Origin of the sequence: Vibrio sp. OPT18, assembly GCF_015163615.1 — a bacterium.
In the GTDB taxonomy this organism is placed as follows: Bacteria; Pseudomonadota; Gammaproteobacteria; order Enterobacterales; family Vibrionaceae; genus Vibrio; species Vibrio coralliirubri.
Map to the genome: position 1 here is coordinate 20,691 of NZ_JADDYK010000033.1, position 19,607 is coordinate 40,297.

Consider the following 19,607-nt stretch of genomic DNA (forward strand, 5'->3'; position numbering starts at 1 on the left):
TCATAGGCCCAACCAACCCGCCGACCTTTGCCGTTTTGGTATGGCAATGGTTCAACGATCCTGACCTAAACCTGCTTCCGCGAGCTGCTGCTGGAGCGATCGTTTTATTTGGTTTAGCTTCGTTGATCATCGCCTTGGCGCGTTTAGTTGAATGGGCGGTTCTTAAGTACTTTCGAACTTGGCAGTATTCAGGACGAACAGGGGCTAACTTGCCGGGGAAAACAGTATTCACAGTGCTTGCTAGCCTTTCATTGCTGATCATTCCTTTAATGGTAATTTGGAGTGTTGCTCAGCGTTGGCGTTTCCCTGATTTACTGCCGAGCCGCTACAGCATGCGCTTCTGGGAGTTCGAGTGGGGTGCAATCATGAGCACAGTTGGTCAAAGCTTATGGATTGGTCTTATTGCCGCTTCAGTCGCTTTGTTGCTTGCGCTGGTGGCTCACGAATACAGAATCAAATACAAGTGGCAAGTTCCGGGCTTCATTATCGCTATTCCAATGCTAATACCTCAACTCTCGGTATTGTTTGGTATGCAGGTCACGACCCTCTACATCGGCAGTAGTGCCTATGAGTTCTGGGTGATTTGGGCGCATGTTTTCTTTGCTTTCCCGTTTGTGTATCTGTCTTTAGACGGCCCGTGGAAAAGCTTCAACGATGGGTTGATTAAAGCCTCGCTGAGCCTAGGTAAATCGCCATTTCAGAGTTGGTATTCGATCAAACTACCAATCTTGCTTCCTGCGATTGCCTTTGCTTGGGCGGTCGGGATCAGCGTGAGTTTGGCCCAATACCTTCCAACATTAATGCTCGGCGCGGGCCGTATTAGCACGATCACCACAGAAGCCGTTGCCCTTACCAGTGGTTTCGACCGCAGAGTGACCGCAATTTATGCCATTTGGCAGGCCCTATTGCCTCTGTTCTTTTTCTCTTTAGCGATATTAGTCAGCCGACTTCAACTTAGATATCGCCGTCTTACTTTTAAAGGTTTCCTAAGTAATGAGTCTGTACCTCAACGACCTCGCCATCCGTAAAACCGATGGAGATTCGCTGTTCTCAGCGCTAAACGTAACATTAGAATCTGGCCAAATACTGGCTTTGATGGGGCCGAGTGGCTGCGGAAAGTCGACTTTATTGGATGCGATAGCTGGTCACTTAAGTGAAGAGTTTTCGTATTCTGGCACCGTTGTGTTGAACGATATTCAGCTCGACGAGCTTCCTTCACATCAGCGTGAAGTCGGTATTTTGTTTCAAGATGACTTGTTGTTTCCGCACCTCAAAGTATGGGAAAACTTGGCCTTTTCGTTACCGAACTCTGTTAAAGGTTCCGCTCGCCAAAAACAAGCAATGGCTGCACTAAAAGACATAGAGCTAACTCACTTAGCTGAATCTTTCCCGGATCAAATATCTGGCGGTCAACGCGCAAGAATAAGCTTAACTCGTATGTTATTGGCGAAGCCGAAACTCGCCCTGCTCGACGAACCGTTCAGCAAACTGGACCAAGAGTTAAGAGCACAATTTCGCGATTGGGTTTTCGAACAGCTGACCAAAGCGAATATTCCAACGTTAATGGTCACGCACGACGAAGCCGATGTACCTCACGGGGCAGAAGTACTGTCTTGGCCATGGAGAAGTAACCATGCTGGATAAGTACTCCATTAAGGTCATTAAGTGGCCATTAAATCAATCGGCTAAGTTACTGAACCAATTGGGTATCACGGCCAATCAAACCACGTTATTCGGATTTCTGGTTGGGTGTTTAGCATTTCCAGCGTTAGCATTTCAGCAATACGAATGGGCGTTGGGGTTTATTGTATTTAACAGGGTTTGCGACGGGCTTGATGGAGCCTTGGCTCGAATCCAAGGTATTAGTGATGCGGGCGGTTTCCTCGATATCAGCCTAGATTTCCTATTCTACTCGTTGATCCCTTTTGGATTTGTCATTGCCAACCCTGAGCATAACGCCATTGCCGGTGCATTTTTGATCTTCTCTTTTATCGGCACAGGCAGCAGCTTTTTAGCGTTTGCGGTTATGGCAGGCAAGCGAGGCATCGAAAACCCAGTCTATAAGCATAAGTCTCTGTACTACATGTCGGGGCTAACCGAAGGCACTGAAACCATCGCTTGTTTCATCGCGTTCTGTATTTGGCCTCAACACTTTGCAGTTATCGCCTACACCTTTGGTGCAGCTTGTTGGCTAACTACGTTCATGCGTATTTATTTTGGGTTCCAGACTCTCAAGAATCAAACCAACTAGTATTAGTTTCAGGTTCCTTTCAAACTAAAACGCCGCTCAGATGAGCGGCGTTTTTATATTCTAGCGAATACTTGAAGCCAATTAGGCATCTGCAGAAGCGTTAATTTTAAATCTCAACACCTTCAAGCTTGAATCAAGGTCGACATCGACAAACTCAGGTGGGTTGTCCAGACGCTCAATGAACTCAACGCTTGGTGCTTCTTCTGCCATCGTCTCAATCAGGAAGTTTGGTGATACTGCTGGTGAGTTCACACACGCAATCACTTCACCGCCTTCAGTTAGAAGTTCAGGCAAACGACGTAAGATCTTTTTGTAATCTTTAGTTAGAGCAAAGCTGCCTTTTTGGAACGAAGGCGGATCGATGATAACGAGCTCGTAAGGGCCGCCCTTCTTGATTTTTCCCCACGACTTAAAGATATCGTAGCCAAGGAAGTTAACCGAGCGCATATCGTGTTCATTCAGACGGTGGTTATCGCGACCTTTGTTTAGCGAGCCACGTGACATGTCCACGTTCATGCATTGACGAGCGCCACCAGCGATAGCCGCGACAGAGAAGCCACAAGTGTATGCGAACAGGTTAAGAACGTTCTTATCCTTGGCATTATCTTGTACCCATTGACGACCATTGCGCATGTCTAGAAACAAACCGAAGTTCTGATTACGGCCAATATCTAATTGGTACTTAAGACCGTGCTCAACCACAACCGGGGAGTCATTCAACTCGCCCCATAGAACCTCTGAAGGCGCACCATCGGCATAACGGTGCTGAAGAACAATGCTTGTACCCTGCTTTGATTGCCAGATATCTTTATTAGTGAGTTCAACTAATCCAGCTTTAAGAGATGACAAAAATTCGTCGTCTACTTCTTTAAACACGTTAACCAGTAGCTGTCCATCAACCCAGTCACATGTCAGTTGTTCTAAACCAGGCCAAAACTTACCGCGGCCGTGGAAAATACGGCGTAGTTCGTTTGGTACTTCATTAAGTTGCTGTTCAATATGACTAAAAAACAGAGGTAAAGCTGATGCTTCCATTATTTCACTCACTTAGTGTTTAGCTTTGGCCAAGTTAATGACCAAGGTTCAAGCCAACTGTCCAAACCGTTCGACACGGTTTCCTGATGCCACTTCTCACCCAAAGAGTTTAGGCTCCTTGGGTCGCAGACATATTCGTAGGCTTGTGATTGATAGGTAAATCGAATCGCGAAGGCATGCAGATAACCTCTGTCAGCCTCACTCGATGGATTATAAATAGGGTCACCAACAATGGCTGAGCCGATCGACTTCATCGCGACACGGATCTGGTGAGTTCGCCCCGTATAGGGTTTGCATAACAGCAGACGCTCACCGGGTTCAGCCGTTGCTGATAAAAACTGAGTAATCGCAGGGTTCTCTTTGGATGTCAGAAGTTTCCAACTTGAGCGTCGTGAACGCTCCATGTCTCCTGAGATCAAACCTTGCTTTTTCTTTGGCTTCTTAGAACCGATCGCAAGGTAGTATTTCTCTACTTCGCGCTTTGCAAATAGCTGTGAAAGCTCGCTCGCCGCCGACGCATTTTTTGCCAGCAGCAGAATGCCCGAGGTCATTTTATCAAGTCGATGAACGAGATACAGCTTAGGCTCATTGATTGCCTTAGCAACTTCTTGAAGCAACATGGTATCGCCATCGTCTTTGTGGACGCTGACTCCTGGATGCTTATTGATAAGTAAAAAATCAGAGTGGTTCAGAAGAATATCGAACATGTAAAGGCTAGCTCCATTGTAGAAGGTGGAGTATACCGCGTCTGAACCCAGATTCCAGCTACGAAAAAGCCCAACTCACTCAATAAACATTGAATCATTGGGCTTCTTTTCAGCAAGTAGCGATCAGTGCTTGGTCTTTACTCGATTACCACTCGGTAAATAGAACCAAACCACCGCTTTACGCCAGTTTAAACTTACCAACTAATGCTTCTAGCTCAGCAACTTTAGCGTTCAAGCCTGATGTATTTTCAGAGCTACGAGTTGCTAGCTGCAGAGATTGCTCAGAGATATCGCTAATCGCGGTAATATCCGCTGCAATTTCTTTGGTCACAGCGGTCTGTTCTTCTGCTGCAGTCGCAATAGAGTTGACCATGCTTTGTACATTGCCGGCACCGCTCACAATCGCTTCTAGCGCAGAAACAGCACCTGAGCTTTGCTCGACACCAATCTCCACCAGACGACAGTTATCTTGGGTATAAGTCACCGCCTCTTGAGTGCCCGATTGAATCGATTGAATGATGCCCGAGACTTCTTGTGTCGCTTTGGTTGTTCTTTCTGCTAGCGCTCGCACTTCATCGGCTACCACAGCAAAACCACGACCAAATTCGCCCGCACGTGCCGCTTCAATTGCAGCATTCAAAGCTAACAGGTTAGTTTGCTCAGCAATGTCTTCGATTACCTTAATAACGCTACCAATCTGCTCACCATGAGAACCCAGAGTATTCATTTGCAGCGACATGTCACTCATTTGAGTCGACACTTGTTGAATACTTGCCACCATCTCAACAATCACGTTGCGACCATCTTCTGCAGAGGTTTCAGAGCGACGTGCTTCTTCATAAGTAGAAGTACCTTGCTGCGCCACTTCAGAAATGGTCAAACTTAGCTCTTCAGCAGCCGTTGCAATCAAGTTAGCTTTGTCTGCTTGAGCTGATGCGCCCGTCACGATGTCTTGGCTGATTGACGATAGCTCACCTGTCACCGATTGGACTTGGTGAGTCACAGACGAGATTGAACCTAGTAGGTCTACTAGCGATTTCTGCATCTGGTTAATCGACTTAGCCAGTTCAGCTAATTCATCGCCAGAATCATCAATAATGTCGCCAGCCGTTAGGTCACCATTTGCTACACGTCGTGCTACTTGTTCAACACGAGTCAGGCGATTGGTAATAGAGCTAGACAATAGATACGCAATCACACAACCAAAGACAATCGCAATAGCAGACAACACCATGATGGTGCGCTCGATGGTAGTAAACGTATCGGTTAATGTCAGTAGTGACTGTTCTGTATCTGCACGCTCACTTGCTGATGCTTGATCCAGTAAGTTCTCAATAGGGATGAGATTGCTCTCATACAAAGATCGTAGCTGTTGAATGTTGGCTAGTAGCGCAGCTTCATCATTGATCTTCGGCACAAGCTTTGATTCAAACTCTTGAGTGAAACGCCCCATCAGGTCTTCAATTCGCTGAATACGACGGTGGTCTTCCGAACCTCTACTCTCCAAACGCTTCGCCTGCTCGATTGCTTGAGCAAATTCGTTCTTATTGGTTCGATAATCGTTAAGCGCGTTATCAACCTGAATGATCGCACCCAACGCATCTCGGTAGACATCCCCAGCTTCATCTATCAAAACAAGATAGGTAACAGTGCCCGGTACATCGTCCATTCTGATCTCATCAGCACTTTTATGGGCGCCAATAACCTCTATCCACACAATACTGACTAACGTGACAAGCACCGCCAATATAGAGCCAAAACCGGCATACAGTTTCTTTCTCACCGATAATTTCATACAACACCTACCTAAATAAAATACGGCTTAGAAAACCTTTGATATTCAATATATCGGCTAGCGCACGGATAACTTGAGTGAATAGACGACATTTATTTTCCATCAATAATTAAGTTTCAGGCTTAAAAAAACGGGAGCCAATGGCTCCCGTTTCTTAACTTACTTTAACTCGCGACTATGGGCGTCTAACAATTATGGTTTCTTAGAACTATAGCTTCTTAGAGATAAGCGCAGAACCAGCAATGATACCAATACCTAGTAGCATGATTGCACCTTTACCGCTGTCGAAGCCAGAAGAGATACCCATGAACGCTACGATAGCGATAGCTACTGGGATGATGTACTTAACTAGTGTGTACCATAGACCGAATAGAGGGAAAGATACTTCACCGTCGTTAGTGATTTCTTTCTCAAGGTCAGCACGGTTTAGTCTCCAACCAGCGAAGATACATACCAACATACCGCCAACAGCTAGGAAGATCTTATCAGTTAGTAGGTCAAAGATATCGAATGCGCCAGTACCGAACAGTGTAGGACCGAAGCCACCAAGTGATAGAGAAGCGAAGATACATAGAATCGCCATTACTACACTTGCAGACAGTACTGCAGTCACACGCTTCATGCCTTTCTCATCGATTAGGTAAGAAACCACAACTTCTAGTAGAGATACTGAAGAAGTCAGTGCCGCAACACTTAGACCAACGAAGAACATTAGAGCGAATAGAAGACCAACTACGCCGCCCATTTCAGCGAATAGCTGAGGTACAACAACGAATACTAGACCAGGACCAGCTGCAGGTTCCATACCGAATGCGAACATTGCAGGGAACATTGCAACACCAGCTAGGATAGCAACACCTGTATCCATTGCCGTAACCATAGCCGTAGTTTGAACTAGGTTCTCTTTCTTCTTAAGGTAAGAACCGTAAGTCAACATACAACCCATACCAAGAGATAGTGAGAAGAATGCTTGACCTAGTGCAGCTAGGATTACACCGCTGTCTACTTTAGAGAAATCAGGGCTGAATAGGAATTCAAGACCAGCCATCGCGCCCGGAAGCATGATGCCTTTGATTGATACCACGATAAGGATAATGAAAAGAAGTGGCATCAGGATCTTACCCGCTTTCTCAATACCACCAGAGATACCCTTCATAACAATAACAATGTTAAGTAGTAGGTATAGGCCCATCCACATAAGTGGTTGAACTGGGTTTGAGATAAAGCCACCGAAGCTGTCACCGATTGCTTCAGGTGCATCTAGTAGACCACCAGCAATCTTACCGATGTATGCGATAGACCAGCCACCTACTACAGGGTAGAAACCCATGATAAGTAGACCACTGACTACGCCGATAACACCAGCGAACGTCCAACGACGGTCAGTTGTTTTGAATGCACCTACTGCTGATTTTTGCGTATGACGGCCAATCGCAAATTCAGTCAGCATTACACTGAAACCGATGAAGATTACAAAAAACAGGTAAATTGCAACGAATGCACCGCCGCCACTTTCGCCTGCTGTGTAAGGGAATTTCCAAATGTTACCTAGACCAACAGCAGAACCTGCTGCAGCCATTACGAATCCTAACTTCGAACCCCAGGTATCGCGGGGTGTTGTGGTTGTATTACTAGTAGCCACGTGTACTCCAAACTTTTGTGTTATGTGATGTTGTGTTTTGCTTTGGGTGGCGTCTTTAAAAGATAAGGCGTATAAAAAAATTTACACACCTAAAAGATTTGATTGACGCTCGTTATCTGGCAAGTAAACCAGTTTAAGAATAAAATTGGAAGCCCGAACCGTACATATTTCGTTACCAATGTAAATTTTTATGGTTAAATGCCGCCTTTTCATACAAAACAATCGTTTTCGTCTTAAGTTAACCAAAACTTAACAACTATTACCTGTTTACAGCTTTAGCTCTAATTTGTAAATAGTTGATTCCTTAAATTCCCATATCCGCAAAATAGCATTATTATCTAAGTGTCTCTTTTTTCGAGTATTCAATGTGGAAAAGCTCTACCATTTTTTAACTTTAGCCTCTGTCGCTTTGTACTGGGTGCTTGTAGCCGGTGTGACTTTCCGTGTCGTACTAAAACGACGCTCTGTCAGCGTTTCTCTCGCGTGGTTGATGGTTATCTACATTATCCCAATTGTAGGTGTCGCTTGTTACTTCCTTTTTGGAGAGCTAAACCTAGGTAGAAAGAGGGCTGAGCGCGCTCACCGCATGTTTACTCCATTTGGTGATTGGTTCCGAAAACTCGATGATTGCCAGCTCCACCTGCCAGGAAAGGTTGGCTCCCCTATCCACAAGATCGATGAACTTTGTAATAATCGAATGGGCATTCCTGCACTCAGCGGAAACACACTTTCACTGCAAGCGTCTCCCAATGAGATCTTACACGCAATTATTGAAGATATAGAAAACGCCCAAACCAGTATCAAGATGGTTTTTTATATTTGGCACCCTGGAGGCTTAACGGATTCGGTTGCTTCCGCACTCATTCGAGCTGCGAAACGTGGCGTGGATGTTAAAGTCTTGCTTGATTCAGCAGGTAGCCCGCGCTTTTTCAAAAGCCACTGGCGTTCAATGATGAAAGACGCCGGTGTGCAAGTTGTACAAGCACTAGAGGTTAGCCCTTGGCGTATTTTCTTACGCCGCCTAGATCTAAGGCAGCACCGTAAAATCATCGTGATTGATGAAACCATTGCTTATACCGGTTCAATGAACATGGTTGATCCTGCTCACTTCAAACAGAGTTCAGGTGTGGGTCAGTGGATTGACGTAATGGTTCGTGTAACTGGCCCTACCGTTAATGTTCTGTCGGCCATTCATGGTTGGGATTGGGAAGTGGAAACAGGTGAGCGCATCCTTCCTGATTTACCAGAGTGTCCGGTTGAAGAGGTAATGACGCATCATCCAGTTCAGGTAGTACCATCAGGCCCGGGTATGCCGGAATATTTGATCCTACAAGTTCTGACCATTGCGATTAATCAGGCAAACCATTCAGTTCGCATCACTACACCCTACTTTGTACCGAGTGCCGATTTATTAGAAACACTCAAAATGACTGCGCAACGTGGTGTCAACGTAGAATTAATAATCCCACATAACAACGATTCACTAATGGTTAAGTGGGCTTCGCGCGCTTTCTATACGGAGTTACTTGAAGCTGGCGTGAAGATTTATGAGTTTTACGGCGGGCTTCTTCACACCAAGTCAGTAGTGATTGATGAAGAGTTTTGTTTAATCGGAACGGTCAATATCGACATGCGTAGCTTATGGCTTAATTTCGAAGTGACGCTAGCCGTTGACGATGTGCACTTCACTCAGCAGCTATCTGAACTTCAGCAATCTTACATCGAGTCATCGCACCCAGTAGAACTCGAGCAGTGGGAGCAGAGAAATCTGCGTAACCGCTTCTTCGAAAGGTTGTTCTATCTGTTCAACCCACTGCTGTAATCCAACCCATAGTTCCATGCCGACTCATCTCTCACTGCCTATCTGCTTTTTAACCTTTCTCGATAAACGACGTGAAAGGTTAAAAAGAGAAAGAAAAGCATAAAAACTCCCGCTTCACTCTTGCTTTGAAGGCTATTGGCATGTTTTAAATAGGACATAACCGATTGATAAGGAATTCACAGCATGTCCGAGAACAAAACCACTAAGCTGATCACTGCAGGTCGTGATAAGAAGTGGACCAATGGTGTCGTTAACCCACCAGTACAGCGCGCTTCAACTGTCGTGTTCAACTCAGTAGAAGAAAAGCGCAAAGCTACGATTAATCGCGCTAACAAAACGCTTTTTTACGGACGTCGTGGAACCAACACTCATTTCGCTTTCCAAGATGCCATGGTTGAAGTGGAAGGCGGCGCTGGCTGTGCGCTATACCCTTGTGGTACGGCAGCCATTTCTAATGCCATCCTCTCTTTTGTAGAAACTGGTGACCATATTCTGATGGTCGATACCTGCTACGAACCGACGCGTGATTTCTGTGACACCATCATGAAGAAGATGGGCGTAGAAACGACTTACTACGAGCCAACGATTGGTGAAGGCATCCAAGACCTTATTAAGCCAAACACTAAGGTTCTGTTTACCGAATCTCCGGGTTCAGTCACCATGGAAGTTCAAGACATTCCAACGCTTGCGCGTATTGCTCATGAACATGACATCATCGTTATGTTAGACAACACATGGGCAGCCGGTGTTAACTTCTCACCGTTTGAATTCGGTGTTGATATCTCTATCCAAGCAGCGACTAAGTACATCGTTGGTCACTCTGATGTGATGCTAGGGACAGCGGTAGCCAATGGAAAATGTTGGGACCAGTTAAGAGAACAGAGCTACCTGATGGGACAATGTGTTTCGCCAGATGACGCTTACCTCGGTCTTCGTGGTATTCGTACTCTTGATGTTCGACTACGCCAACACGCAGAGAGCAGCTTGAAAGTCGCAAAATGGTTAGAGACTCGTCCTGAGGTTGACCATGTTCGTCACCCTGCACTTGAGTCTTGCCCAGGCCATGAGTTCTTTAAACGAGATTTTACGGGCGGCAATGGCTTGTTCTCTTTCGTGCTGAAAAACTCAAATACAAAAGCAACCACAGCGCTGCTTGATGGTATGACTCACTTTAGTATGGGTTACTCATGGGGCGGCTTTGAGAGTTTGATTCTAGCAAACGAACCGAACAGCTTTGATAGCCTAAGAACAGTAGCGAACCCTAACTTCGAAGGTACCTTGATTCGCGTTCATATCGGTTTAGAAGACGTTGATGATCTGATTGCAGACCTAGAAGCCGGGTTAGAGCGTTACAACGCGCTCGTTTAATTTAAAGCGTTAACAGACTCAGACCAAAAAGGCAGGATATTCCTGCCTTTTTCAGATTAGCGTATTAGACACATAGCTTTATAAAGCTACTGAACGTTAAAACACGCCCAATTAAATATTTCCGTTCGATGTTCATTGAACATATACAAAGACTGATCCTTCACTGCAATAGCGTAGTCAATCGTCACCCCTTTATACTCACTGTAATCCTGATTGATAACGGGATCATGAAAAGGCGTTGCCGTTCTCACATCTAGAATGCTCATCGACAGATTGTTTCCATCCAGCCCGTAGTAGCCGGAATAAAGGTTTTCCATCGTACTCTCGTTACCGTCTTGTTCAGTAATCGTCACAAACTCTCTAATGCTAAAAGTATGGTCAGACTGAAAAGTAAGGCTTATGCGCTCGTACAGTGCTTGGTATGGTTGGAATGCCTGAGATAAGAAATCCGTTTTGATCGTTTTACAGTGCCATCGAGTGCCTGCTAATTCATTTTGCTCTAACAAGAAGCTCGAAGCGGCGATTGCACAAAGAATGAGTAAGCCAATTAGTCGCAAAAGTAACTCCTCTTTTCCATGTACTGAGCAAACGAATCAAAAGACGACGCTACATTGAAAATAGAGGCGCTATAGTTCAACGCTTCGCCATCCTTCTTTTGAACCAACATGTATAACGTATCATTTTCAGGTTGGTCTACAGACGGATAGATACGGACAAAAACATCAACGTTGCAGTGGCTAGGTATCGCATCCGTTAGCTTTTGAGTGATCGCAGGCAACGAATAGGATTCATTATGCGCAATATGGAAAAAGTAGTGGTTGGTATTATCTGTGTAGCTGTCGCGATATTCGGCTTTATCAATAAAATAAGGCAGTGGCGTATAATAGGTTTGGAAAAGGTTGAACGCCGTTACGACGACACAAATCAATGCGACTAAATAGCCCGCTTTAACGAGGTACGTATTACTTTTTGAATTTGAAGGTTCTAATTCAGCTGAGTTCAGTTGTTGGTTGGAAGACGTCTTGAGATCGGAATCAGTGACCGTTGCAGTATTAACGTCTGTAGAGATTTCAGTCGCAGCCAACACTTCTTGCTCGACTGGCAAAGAGTTTGTTTTAGATACCTTCTCAGTCACTTGAGAAGGCACAGTTTCAGTTTTGCTAGGCTTTATCGACTCATCGATTTCAAGAGAATAGCCCGTTTTACTGACCGTGCGAATCGTTGCACAGCCACAAGTCACTCGTGACAGCGTTTTTCTAATCTTAGATATCACGTTAGTGAGCGCTTGCTCTGAGACAATCACATTGCCCCAGCACCTATCAAATATTAGGCCTCGTTCAACACACTCACCAACATTTTCAAGTAAGAACAGAAACACCTTACCCTCTATCGGCGCGATAGTTTCTACGTGGCCATCTTCACGCACAAACTGCCTAAGTAAGGGATCATAGCGAGCATCACAGATTTGGTAGCTTTGTTGTTTCACTATCGTCTTCTAGGATTGAATTTGGTCGCATATGATATTGAATAGTTTATAAATGACCAGTAAATTTTCCTATATTAACGCAATTATTTTTCGACGATAAATAACACTTTTATTTGTGCGGACAACCTACGATATGGTCATTAATCATGCCTGTCGCTTGCATGAACGCGTAACAGATTGTTTCCCCTACAAACTTAAAGCCTCTCTTCTTCAAAAACTTACTCATCGCTTTAGATTGCTCAGTAGAAGCGGGAACTTGAGACATCTCAGTCCATTGATTCACGATCACTTCATTATCGACAAATTGCCATAAGGCATTAGAAAGAGAGCCGAACTCTTTCTGTAATTCAAGCGTTGCTCGTGCATTGTTGTATACCGAAGCAATCTTGCCCTTGTGTTTAACCACATCGAAGTTTTCAATGATGTGCAGCACGTTGTCTTCATTCAACTCAGCTAGCTTGTTTAGATCGTAATTATCGAACGCGGCACGATACCCTTTACGCTTTTTCAGGATCGTAATCCAACTCAGGCCCGCCTGAGCGCCTTCTAAAGTAATGAATTCAAACAGAACTTGGTCATCATAAACAGGCACGCCCCACTCTGCGTCGTGGTACTCCCTTTCAAGCTCATGTTTAAGCGCCCATGCACACGTTCTATCTGATGTATTTACGTCCATTTTTGTATTCTCTTTTTATCAATCGGTATATAAAAATAATGCCCCAATTAGGGGCATTATTTCAAAGGTCAGTTGACGTTAAGCCACTTCAATTTTATGGAATAGACGATACAACACAGGTACTACGATTAGCGTGAGTACAGTCGCAAAGCCTAAACCAAACATGATGGTTACTGCCATTGGTTTGAAGAAGATATCCGGTAGTAGAGGGATCATACCAAGAATGGTAGTGATCGCCGCCATACATACCGGGCGAACACGACTCAGTGCCGCATCAACAACCGCGACATACGGGTCTTTACCTGACTTCATCTCAATCTCAATTTGATCAAGCAATACGATACCGTTCTTCAGAAGCATCCCAGATAGACTCAAGAAGCCCAACAATGCCATAAAGCCGAATGGTGTATTCAAGGCTAACAAGCCTGTCGTCACCCCTATCAACGCCAATGGAACCGTTAACCACACAATTAAAGGCTCTTTCACCGAGTTAAACAAGAACACAGTGATTAAGAACATGAACAAGTAACCCAGAGGCATGGTTGTGAACAGTGACGCCTGTGCATCTGCTGACGACTCATATTCACCACCCCATTCCAATGAGTAACCCGGCGGCATCTCAATCGCTTCAATCTGTGGTTGTAAGCGTTTCTGTAGAGTTGAGGCTGTCTCTTCACCCAATAGATCAGGATCCGCCATTACCGTCAGCATACGCTTACGGTTCTTACGGATGATCAGTGGATCTTCCCATTCTAGCTCGTAACCTAACGTTACTTGTTGAAGTGGGATGTATTCGCTTAATGCCGGACTCCAAATCTTCATACCTTCGATGTTGCGAATATCAATTCGCTCATCTTCAGGTAAACGAGCCACAATAGGCATCAGCGTAGTACCATCACGATACACACCAATCGACTTACCAGAGAAAGACATTGCAAGGAAGTCATCAACGTCAGATTTGGTAATACCATAACGACGCGCTTGGCTTTCATTGAACTGAGGCTCTAATACCTTAGTTCTTTCACGCCAATCGTGACGAACGTTAAACGCGCCTTCATCAGCTCGCATAATGTCCATCACTTGAGCAGCGATTGAACGTAAAACCGTTGGATCAGAACCCACAATTCGCGCTTCAATTTTCGCACCGCCACCAGGACCTAATTCGATCTGTTTAAGCTTGTAGTCGATCTCTGGGAACTGACCATTTACATGATCACGGAAGCGTTTCATTAGCCCTTCAAGTACTTCGTAGCTCTTCACACGAACCGTTATCTCGCCGTAAGCACTATAACTTTTCTCTGGCGCATAAGTCAGCATGAAACGTTGCAGGCCTTTACCCGCCGTTGTCGTGATATGTTCAACTTCGTCCTGCTCTGCTAGCCAACTTTCAAGCACTTTAAGCTTGGTATTGGTCGCTCGAATATCGGTACCTTCCGGCATCCACACATCCACTTGGAACATAGGTGTGGTTGAAGACGGGAAGAAGGCTTGCTTAACGAAACCAAAACCGTACACACTCGCACCTAAACCAATCACCAGAACGATCATGGTTAGCCACGCGCGTTTCATACAGAACTCAAGGAAGTTTTTATAGATAACAAAAACCATCCCGTTGTATGGGTCTTTGCCTTCATTATTGGGATCAACCTTCTGTCCTCTGAAGAAGATATCTGCAAAAAACGGCGTGATCGAGATAGCAGTAAACCAACTCAGCATCAATGAAATCAATAGCACCGTAAACAAGGTGCCACAGTATTCGCCCGTTGAATCTTCAGACAAACCAATTGGAGCAAACGCGGTGACCGCAATCACCGTTGCTCCAAGCAGTGGCCATTTGGTTTGGGTCACGATATCAGTGGCGGCCTGCATCCGGGTTCGTCCCTTCTGCGTACCGATCAATATCCCCTCCACCACCACAATGGCATTATCCACCAGCATCCCCAAGGCAATAACCAACGCGCCCAGTGAAATACGTTGAAGATCGATTTTGAAGTACTGCATGAAAATGAAGGTACCAAAAACGGTCAACAACAATATCAAGCCAATCAACAGTCCCGACCGTAGTCCCATGAAGAACAGTAACACCACGATTACGATCGCAACCGCCTGCCCTAAACTCACCACAAATCCGCTTACTGACTTGTTCACCTCTTTAGGTTGGTTATAAACCTCTGAAATGTCGATACCGACGGGTTGTTGGTATTTAAGTTCAGCAAGTCGTCGGTCAAACGCTTCACCCACGGCAACCACATTTACGCCTTGCGCAAAAGAGACACCAAGGTTGAGTGCGAGCTTGCCGTTATATCCAATGATATTACTTGGAACTTCAACATAACCACGAGTTACATCAGCGACATCTTTTAGATAGATAAGCCCTTGAGCGCCGCCTTCTGTCAGAATCAAATCACCAAGCTGTTCAACATTCTGGAACTCACCCGTTGGATGGATTCGAATGTATTCATCGCCAATTCTGACCGCGCCAGCACTTGATACAATGTTTTGAGTCGACAAAAGGTTAAATACCGTGCTTGGAGACAAACCTAGAGAGCTTATCCGTTTCATCGATATCTCAATGAACACTTGCTCTTGTTGTTGGCCGGAAACGGAGACTTTACTAACCCCATCAACCAGCTCCAGCTCTCGCCTTAGGTAATCAATGTAATCCAGCAGCTCTTTATAGCTATAACCATCACCTGTCACCGCAAGCAAAATCCCATAAACGTCACCGAAGTCATCGATGACTTGTGGATCATTGACCCCAGGTGGCAGTTCAACCTTAAGATCATTCACTTTTCGACGAAGTTCATCCCAGATTTGCGGAAGATCGTCCGGACCATAGTTATTCTTCATCGTTACCGTTACCTGAGACAGGCCACGGCTAGAGATAGAGTTTACTTCATCTACATAGGTAAGTTGTTGAATCGCTTTCTCTAAAGGGTAGGTAACTTCTTCTTCCACCTGTTGAGGCGTTGCCCCCGGGTATGAAGTCACGACCATTGCATCTTTGATGGTAAAGGCAGGATCTTCTAAACGCCCCAAACCGAAGAATGCAGAAACACCACCAATAAGAAAGATCAGAGATAGCATCCAGCTAATAACTTTGTTACGTATAAAGTAAGAAGCAACACCTGTGATCTGATCATCACCCTGTTGATCGTCATTTTGGGGCTTGTTATTTACTTCACTCATTGTTCGTCTCCTGAGGCAATACTTCCACTGTCATCCCATCTCGCAATCGCGATACGCCTGCAACAACGACATGCTGCCCCATTTCCAATCCTTTCATGACCTGTAATGTTTTCTGATTTGCTTTTCCTAATACGACTTGCTGTTTCGAGACAGTATTGTCGTCATTGAGCACCCACACATAAGAGTTCTGACGCGTTAAATCATCGCCATCAGCATTAAATACCGCTTCAATTGGAATCAACACACCGGCTTTTAGCTCTAAGCCGATTTCTCGCCCATTTGAAGTCACCTCAACCGCCATACCGTCCAGAATCAAATCATCTTCAGGCATTGGCAAAGCAAGCGTCACCGTAAACGTGCCCGTACTTGGATCCGGTTCAGTGGTGAACTCCTTAATACCTGCCGTGTATTCATTGCCACTTGGCACTCTAACCACAGCCTCAACGTTCGATAGCAGTTGTTCACTCGGTTGGTTGACGTAGATTTGGTCAGGCAGCTGAATAACGACTTCAACATCTTCGACACTGTGGATGTTCACCACTTGTTGGCCTACCTGAATATTTTCATATTGGTCGACACTGACACGAGAAATAATCCCATCAACAGGGGCGCGAAGCATGGTGAACGATAAGCGCAGTTTCGCCAGTTCCAACTCGGCATAAGCAATCTGGCGTTGAGCGGCAATTTCATCGAATTGCGACTTAGCCAATAAGCCTTTCTTCACTAGCGGACTCGAACGTCGGTATTGGCTATTGATTACCGTGTAACGCGCTTGAGCATTGTCCACATCCAATTGATAATCGGTTGGGTCAAGTTCGGCAATGATGTCCCCTTTGGAAACACGCTCACCTTCTTTCACATCTAGCTTGAAGATTTCACCGGCCACTCGGAAACTGAGATGAGCTTTCTCAGCAGCGTTTGCTACTGCTGGGAAATAGAGTTTGTCACTAAAGTCGATGACTGAAATCTCGATAGCTTTAACCAAGGGCGTATTATTCACTTCTACAGCTTGCTTATCTTCACAAGCCGTCAGTAAGGCTAAACACGACAGGCCTGCGGCCATTTTAAGTGTTTTCATGTTATAGCCCCCTTTCCTTGATCCACTCTCGAACTTTAACGCCCGATTCAAGACCATTGACGCCAGAAGTCACAATGCGATCGCCATCGTTCAGTCCAGAGACAATATGACGTTTTTCATCGATGACTATGGCAACATTTTCAACAATGCCGTCGCTATTCACACGCCAAACAGAGACATCATCTCCGTCGGTCATCATTGCTGACGTTGGAATTTTGGTGGCGGCCGCTAACGATGAAACGAGATTTACCGTGCCAGACATGCCGGGCAAAATACCCACATCGGTTGGTCTTTCCATTACCATTGTGACCTTGTATGAACCTGTTTTCGGGTCGGCTTCGGTATCCACTTCTTGGAAGGTTAGAACGTAAGAGTTTTCAGGAAATGCATCAAAAACCATGGTTGCATCCGTCTCGAACCCTGAAGAAAAGCGCGTAATAAGTTGGTCGGGTAATAAGAAGACGACTTTAAGAATTTGATTGGTTTGAATATTCATCACGCCTTGTTTAGCCGCAATATATTCATGGTTTTCAGCCGGAATAATGGAAATCGTTCCATCGTAAGGCGCAACAAGAGTGGTATAGCGAAGGTTTGCTTTGGCTTGATTAAGCATCGCTTTAGCAGAATTGTGATTGGCTTTCGCTTGATCGAAATCTTGCTCAGATACGACTCGGTCTTTACGTAGCTTAATCGAACGTTGGTATTGAACGTCAGCAAGCTTAAAGTTGGCTCTTGCTTGCTTCTCTAGCAGTTGATATTCGTCAGGATTGAGCGTTGCAAGCCCTTCACCTTTACTGACCTGTTGACCAGATGTGACATCGATAGTCTGAAGTAGCCCTGGAACACGAAAGGCCAGTACGGCTTTGTCACCCGCTTCAGTGGTGGCAGGAAAGCTACGTTCAAAGGCATTACTACCTACGGAGACAGTGAAGAGTTTGGCGGGTCTAGAATCAGGTTCAGGTACGGGAGGAAGCTCCTTACCACACCCAGACAACCCAGCTAAGGCTGTCAATAGGACAACGGAGGCTCTATACATTGGTGATCATCCATATCTATAAATATTTTTATAACATAGATTAATCACATGTAACTTACCAGTTATCGTAAGATTTATTTAGACAAAATTATTAAAAAAAATAACGGCTTGGAATAAATTTTCCTAAACCGTTATCTAATCTTTTTTAGACTTATCGTTACATGTTCTTAAATGCACGGTCGACTTTGAACGTGTCGGAGGTCACATAAGCTTCCATGTTGCGGACACTGGTCTCTAACTTCTGGAAATCACCCTCTAAAGTGCCCAGTAACGACTCTGCCGTTTGCCCTTTTTCCCAAGGCTTTTGTTTGAGTGTGTGCTCTTGCTTGGCTTTCATCTCATCAACATAGTGAGGTGGTTGTTTTTCAAGCATAAATGTCAAAGCTAAATACGCTAATAACACCAGAAAGCTACCACCAAGCAGTGCCGCAGAGATAACTAAGATACGAACCAACCACACTTCAAGGCCAAAGTAGTTCGCTAACCCTGCACACACACCAGACAATTTGCCGTTAATCGTGTCGCGATACAGTTCTCTACTCATAGTTTCGTCTCCAGCTAGGCGACTCCGCATCCAGTATTTTTTCTAGCGTTTTCACTCGGTCTTGCATGGATTCGGCTTGCGCAGAAAGCTTATGCAGACGTTGAAGATCCGTTTCTGAAAGACCATTGCTGGATTTCTTCTTGCTGCGGTAATGTAAGAACAACCATAGCGGCGCCACGAAGATTAAAAAGACAATCAGTGGACCTGCAATTAGAAATGTTGACATAGACAACTCCTAAATTATTTATCGCGGTTTTCAACTTGTTGCTTCAGTTTCGCTAGCTCTTTTTCGATTTCATCTTGAGCTTGTAGCTCGGCAAATTCTTGGTCTAAAGATTTTGCGTTGCCAGTCTTAGCGTAAACGTCCGCTTCAGCTTCTAATTCATCCACTTTACGCGAGAATTGCTCAAACTTCGCCATTGCTTCGTTGGTTTTGCTTGAATGCAGATGTTTTTGAACATCACGACGATTGCTCGCTGCATTATTACGAATCATTAATGCTTGTTGCTTTGCGCGAGTTTCTGCAATTTTGGTTTCAAGCTTGCCGATCTCACTGGTTAGCTTTTCGATGGTTTCATGAACCAAAGTTTGCTCGGTGTGAAGACTCTTGATGATGTCTTCAAGTTTTTGCTTTTCGATTAGCGCCGCTCTTGCCAGATCTTCACGTTGCTTAGTCAGTGCGAGTGTCGCTTTGTTTTGCCAATCTAGAATCTGAGTTTCGATAGCTTCAACTTTACGTGCTAACTCTTTCTTATCTGCGATTGCTTTTGCTGAGTTAGTACGAACCTCAACCAGCGTATCTTCCATTTCTTGGATAATCAGGCGAATCATCTTTTCAGGATCTTCAGCCTTATCTAATAGTGCACTGATGTTTGAATTTACAATGTCTGCAAAGCGAGAAAAAATACCCATGAGGAACTCCTTAATTACAATGATGGCAAATGCGTTTCAAATCGTTGTGCGACTTTATCAATCCAC

18 protein-coding genes are annotated in these 19,607 nt (G+C 44.9%); 5 read left to right on the top strand and 13 right to left on the bottom strand.

All coding sequences use genetic code 11. The annotated features are described in order from the left end of the window. The 3 genes from IQQ51_RS26770 to IQQ51_RS06660 all read left to right on the top strand — a co-directional run. Positions 1-1,028, top strand: a 1,028-nt coding sequence (locus tag IQQ51_RS26770) for an ABC transporter permease (protein WP_416222603.1), incomplete at its 5' end; no start/stop codon positions are given. After that, positions 994-1,644, top strand: a complete 651-nt coding sequence (locus tag IQQ51_RS06655) for an ATP-binding cassette domain-containing protein (RefSeq protein WP_050645071.1) — start codon at positions 994-996, stop codon at positions 1,642-1,644. The genes IQQ51_RS26770 and IQQ51_RS06655, both read left to right, overlap by 35 nt. Then, complete coding sequence (locus IQQ51_RS06660; protein WP_193840646.1) at positions 1,634-2,251, top strand: CDP-alcohol phosphatidyltransferase family protein; 618 nt, start codon at positions 1,634-1,636, stop codon at positions 2,249-2,251. Before IQQ51_RS06655 ends, IQQ51_RS06660 begins: the two co-directional genes overlap by 11 nt. A gap of 81 nt (positions 2,252-2,332) precedes the next feature. On the opposite strand, the gene IQQ51_RS06665 is transcribed toward IQQ51_RS06660, so the two are convergent. The 4 genes from IQQ51_RS06665 to IQQ51_RS06680 form a co-directional block, all read right to left on the bottom strand. Beyond that, positions 2,333-3,286 carry a class I SAM-dependent methyltransferase gene (locus IQQ51_RS06665; RefSeq protein WP_193840647.1) on the bottom strand — a complete coding sequence of 318 codons (954 nt, stop codon included), beginning with the start codon at positions 3,284-3,286 and terminating at the stop codon, positions 2,333-2,335. Positions 3,287-3,294: 8 nt separating this feature from the next. Next, positions 3,295-3,993, bottom strand: coding sequence for a TIGR01621 family pseudouridine synthase (locus IQQ51_RS06670; RefSeq protein WP_050634665.1), 699 nt, complete (start codon positions 3,991-3,993; stop codon positions 3,295-3,297). Between the two features lie 178 nt (positions 3,994-4,171). Then, the gene (locus IQQ51_RS06675; protein WP_019824264.1) at positions 4,172-5,788 is read right to left on the bottom strand and encodes a methyl-accepting chemotaxis protein; all 1,617 of its coding nucleotides are present in this window, start codon (positions 5,786-5,788) and stop codon (positions 4,172-4,174) included. A 208-nt stretch (positions 5,789-5,996) separates the two neighbouring features. After that, positions 5,997-7,430: a sodium-dependent transporter gene (locus IQQ51_RS06680; protein WP_081090249.1), complete on the bottom strand. Its 1,434-nt coding sequence runs from the start codon at positions 7,428-7,430 to the stop codon at positions 5,997-5,999. Between the two features lie 367 nt (positions 7,431-7,797). Here IQQ51_RS06680 and cls point away from each other — a divergent pair, with 367 nt between their 5' ends. Then, the gene (cls, locus tag IQQ51_RS06685) at positions 7,798-9,252 is read left to right on the top strand and encodes a cardiolipin synthase (RefSeq protein ID WP_193840648.1); all 1,455 of its coding nucleotides are present in this window, start codon (positions 7,798-7,800) and stop codon (positions 9,250-9,252) included. A gap of 183 nt (positions 9,253-9,435) precedes the next feature. Continuing rightward, on the top strand, positions 9,436-10,620 hold the full coding sequence (locus IQQ51_RS06690; RefSeq protein WP_193840649.1) for a cystathionine beta-lyase: 1,185 nt from the start codon (positions 9,436-9,438) through the stop codon (positions 10,618-10,620). 86 nt (positions 10,621-10,706) lie between these two features. On the opposite strand, the gene IQQ51_RS06695 is transcribed toward IQQ51_RS06690, so the two are convergent. The 9 genes from IQQ51_RS06695 to pspA form a co-directional block, all read right to left on the bottom strand. Continuing rightward, on the bottom strand, positions 10,707-11,177 hold the full coding sequence (locus IQQ51_RS06695) for a hypothetical protein (RefSeq protein ID WP_048614470.1): 471 nt from the start codon (positions 11,175-11,177) through the stop codon (positions 10,707-10,709). Then, on the bottom strand, positions 11,168-12,106 hold the full coding sequence (locus IQQ51_RS06700) for a winged helix-turn-helix domain-containing protein (protein ID WP_193840650.1): 939 nt from the start codon (positions 12,104-12,106) through the stop codon (positions 11,168-11,170). Before IQQ51_RS06700 ends, IQQ51_RS06695 begins: the two co-directional genes overlap by 10 nt. Before the next feature lie 109 nt (positions 12,107-12,215). Further along, complete coding sequence (locus IQQ51_RS06705) at positions 12,216-12,782, bottom strand: DNA-3-methyladenine glycosylase I (RefSeq protein ID WP_193840651.1); 567 nt, start codon at positions 12,780-12,782, stop codon at positions 12,216-12,218. Positions 12,783-12,860: 78 nt separating this feature from the next. Continuing rightward, positions 12,861-15,971 carry an efflux RND transporter permease subunit gene (locus IQQ51_RS06710; protein WP_193840652.1) on the bottom strand — a complete coding sequence of 1,037 codons (3,111 nt, stop codon included), beginning with the start codon at positions 15,969-15,971 and terminating at the stop codon, positions 12,861-12,863. Continuing rightward, positions 15,964-17,049 carry an efflux RND transporter periplasmic adaptor subunit gene (locus IQQ51_RS06715; RefSeq protein WP_086970334.1) on the bottom strand — a complete coding sequence of 362 codons (1,086 nt, stop codon included), beginning with the start codon at positions 17,047-17,049 and terminating at the stop codon, positions 15,964-15,966. Before IQQ51_RS06715 ends, IQQ51_RS06710 begins: the two co-directional genes overlap by 8 nt. 1 nt (position 17,050) lies before the next feature. Next, positions 17,051-18,085: an efflux RND transporter periplasmic adaptor subunit gene (locus tag IQQ51_RS06720; RefSeq protein ID WP_059019235.1), complete on the bottom strand. Its 1,035-nt coding sequence runs from the start codon at positions 18,083-18,085 to the stop codon at positions 17,051-17,053. 157 nt (positions 18,086-18,242) lie between these two features. Next, positions 18,243-18,629, bottom strand: coding sequence for an envelope stress response membrane protein PspC (pspC, locus tag IQQ51_RS06725; RefSeq protein ID WP_029405576.1), 387 nt, complete (start codon positions 18,627-18,629; stop codon positions 18,243-18,245). Further along, positions 18,622-18,855 carry an envelope stress response membrane protein PspB gene (gene pspB / locus IQQ51_RS06730; RefSeq protein ID WP_029222098.1) on the bottom strand — a complete coding sequence of 78 codons (234 nt, stop codon included), beginning with the start codon at positions 18,853-18,855 and terminating at the stop codon, positions 18,622-18,624. Before pspB ends, pspC begins: the two co-directional genes overlap by 8 nt. A gap of 14 nt (positions 18,856-18,869) precedes the next feature. Further along, positions 18,870-19,541: a phage shock protein PspA gene (gene pspA, locus IQQ51_RS06735; RefSeq protein WP_010440091.1), complete on the bottom strand. Its 672-nt coding sequence runs from the start codon at positions 19,539-19,541 to the stop codon at positions 18,870-18,872. Between the last annotated feature and the right edge of the window lie 66 nt (positions 19,542-19,607).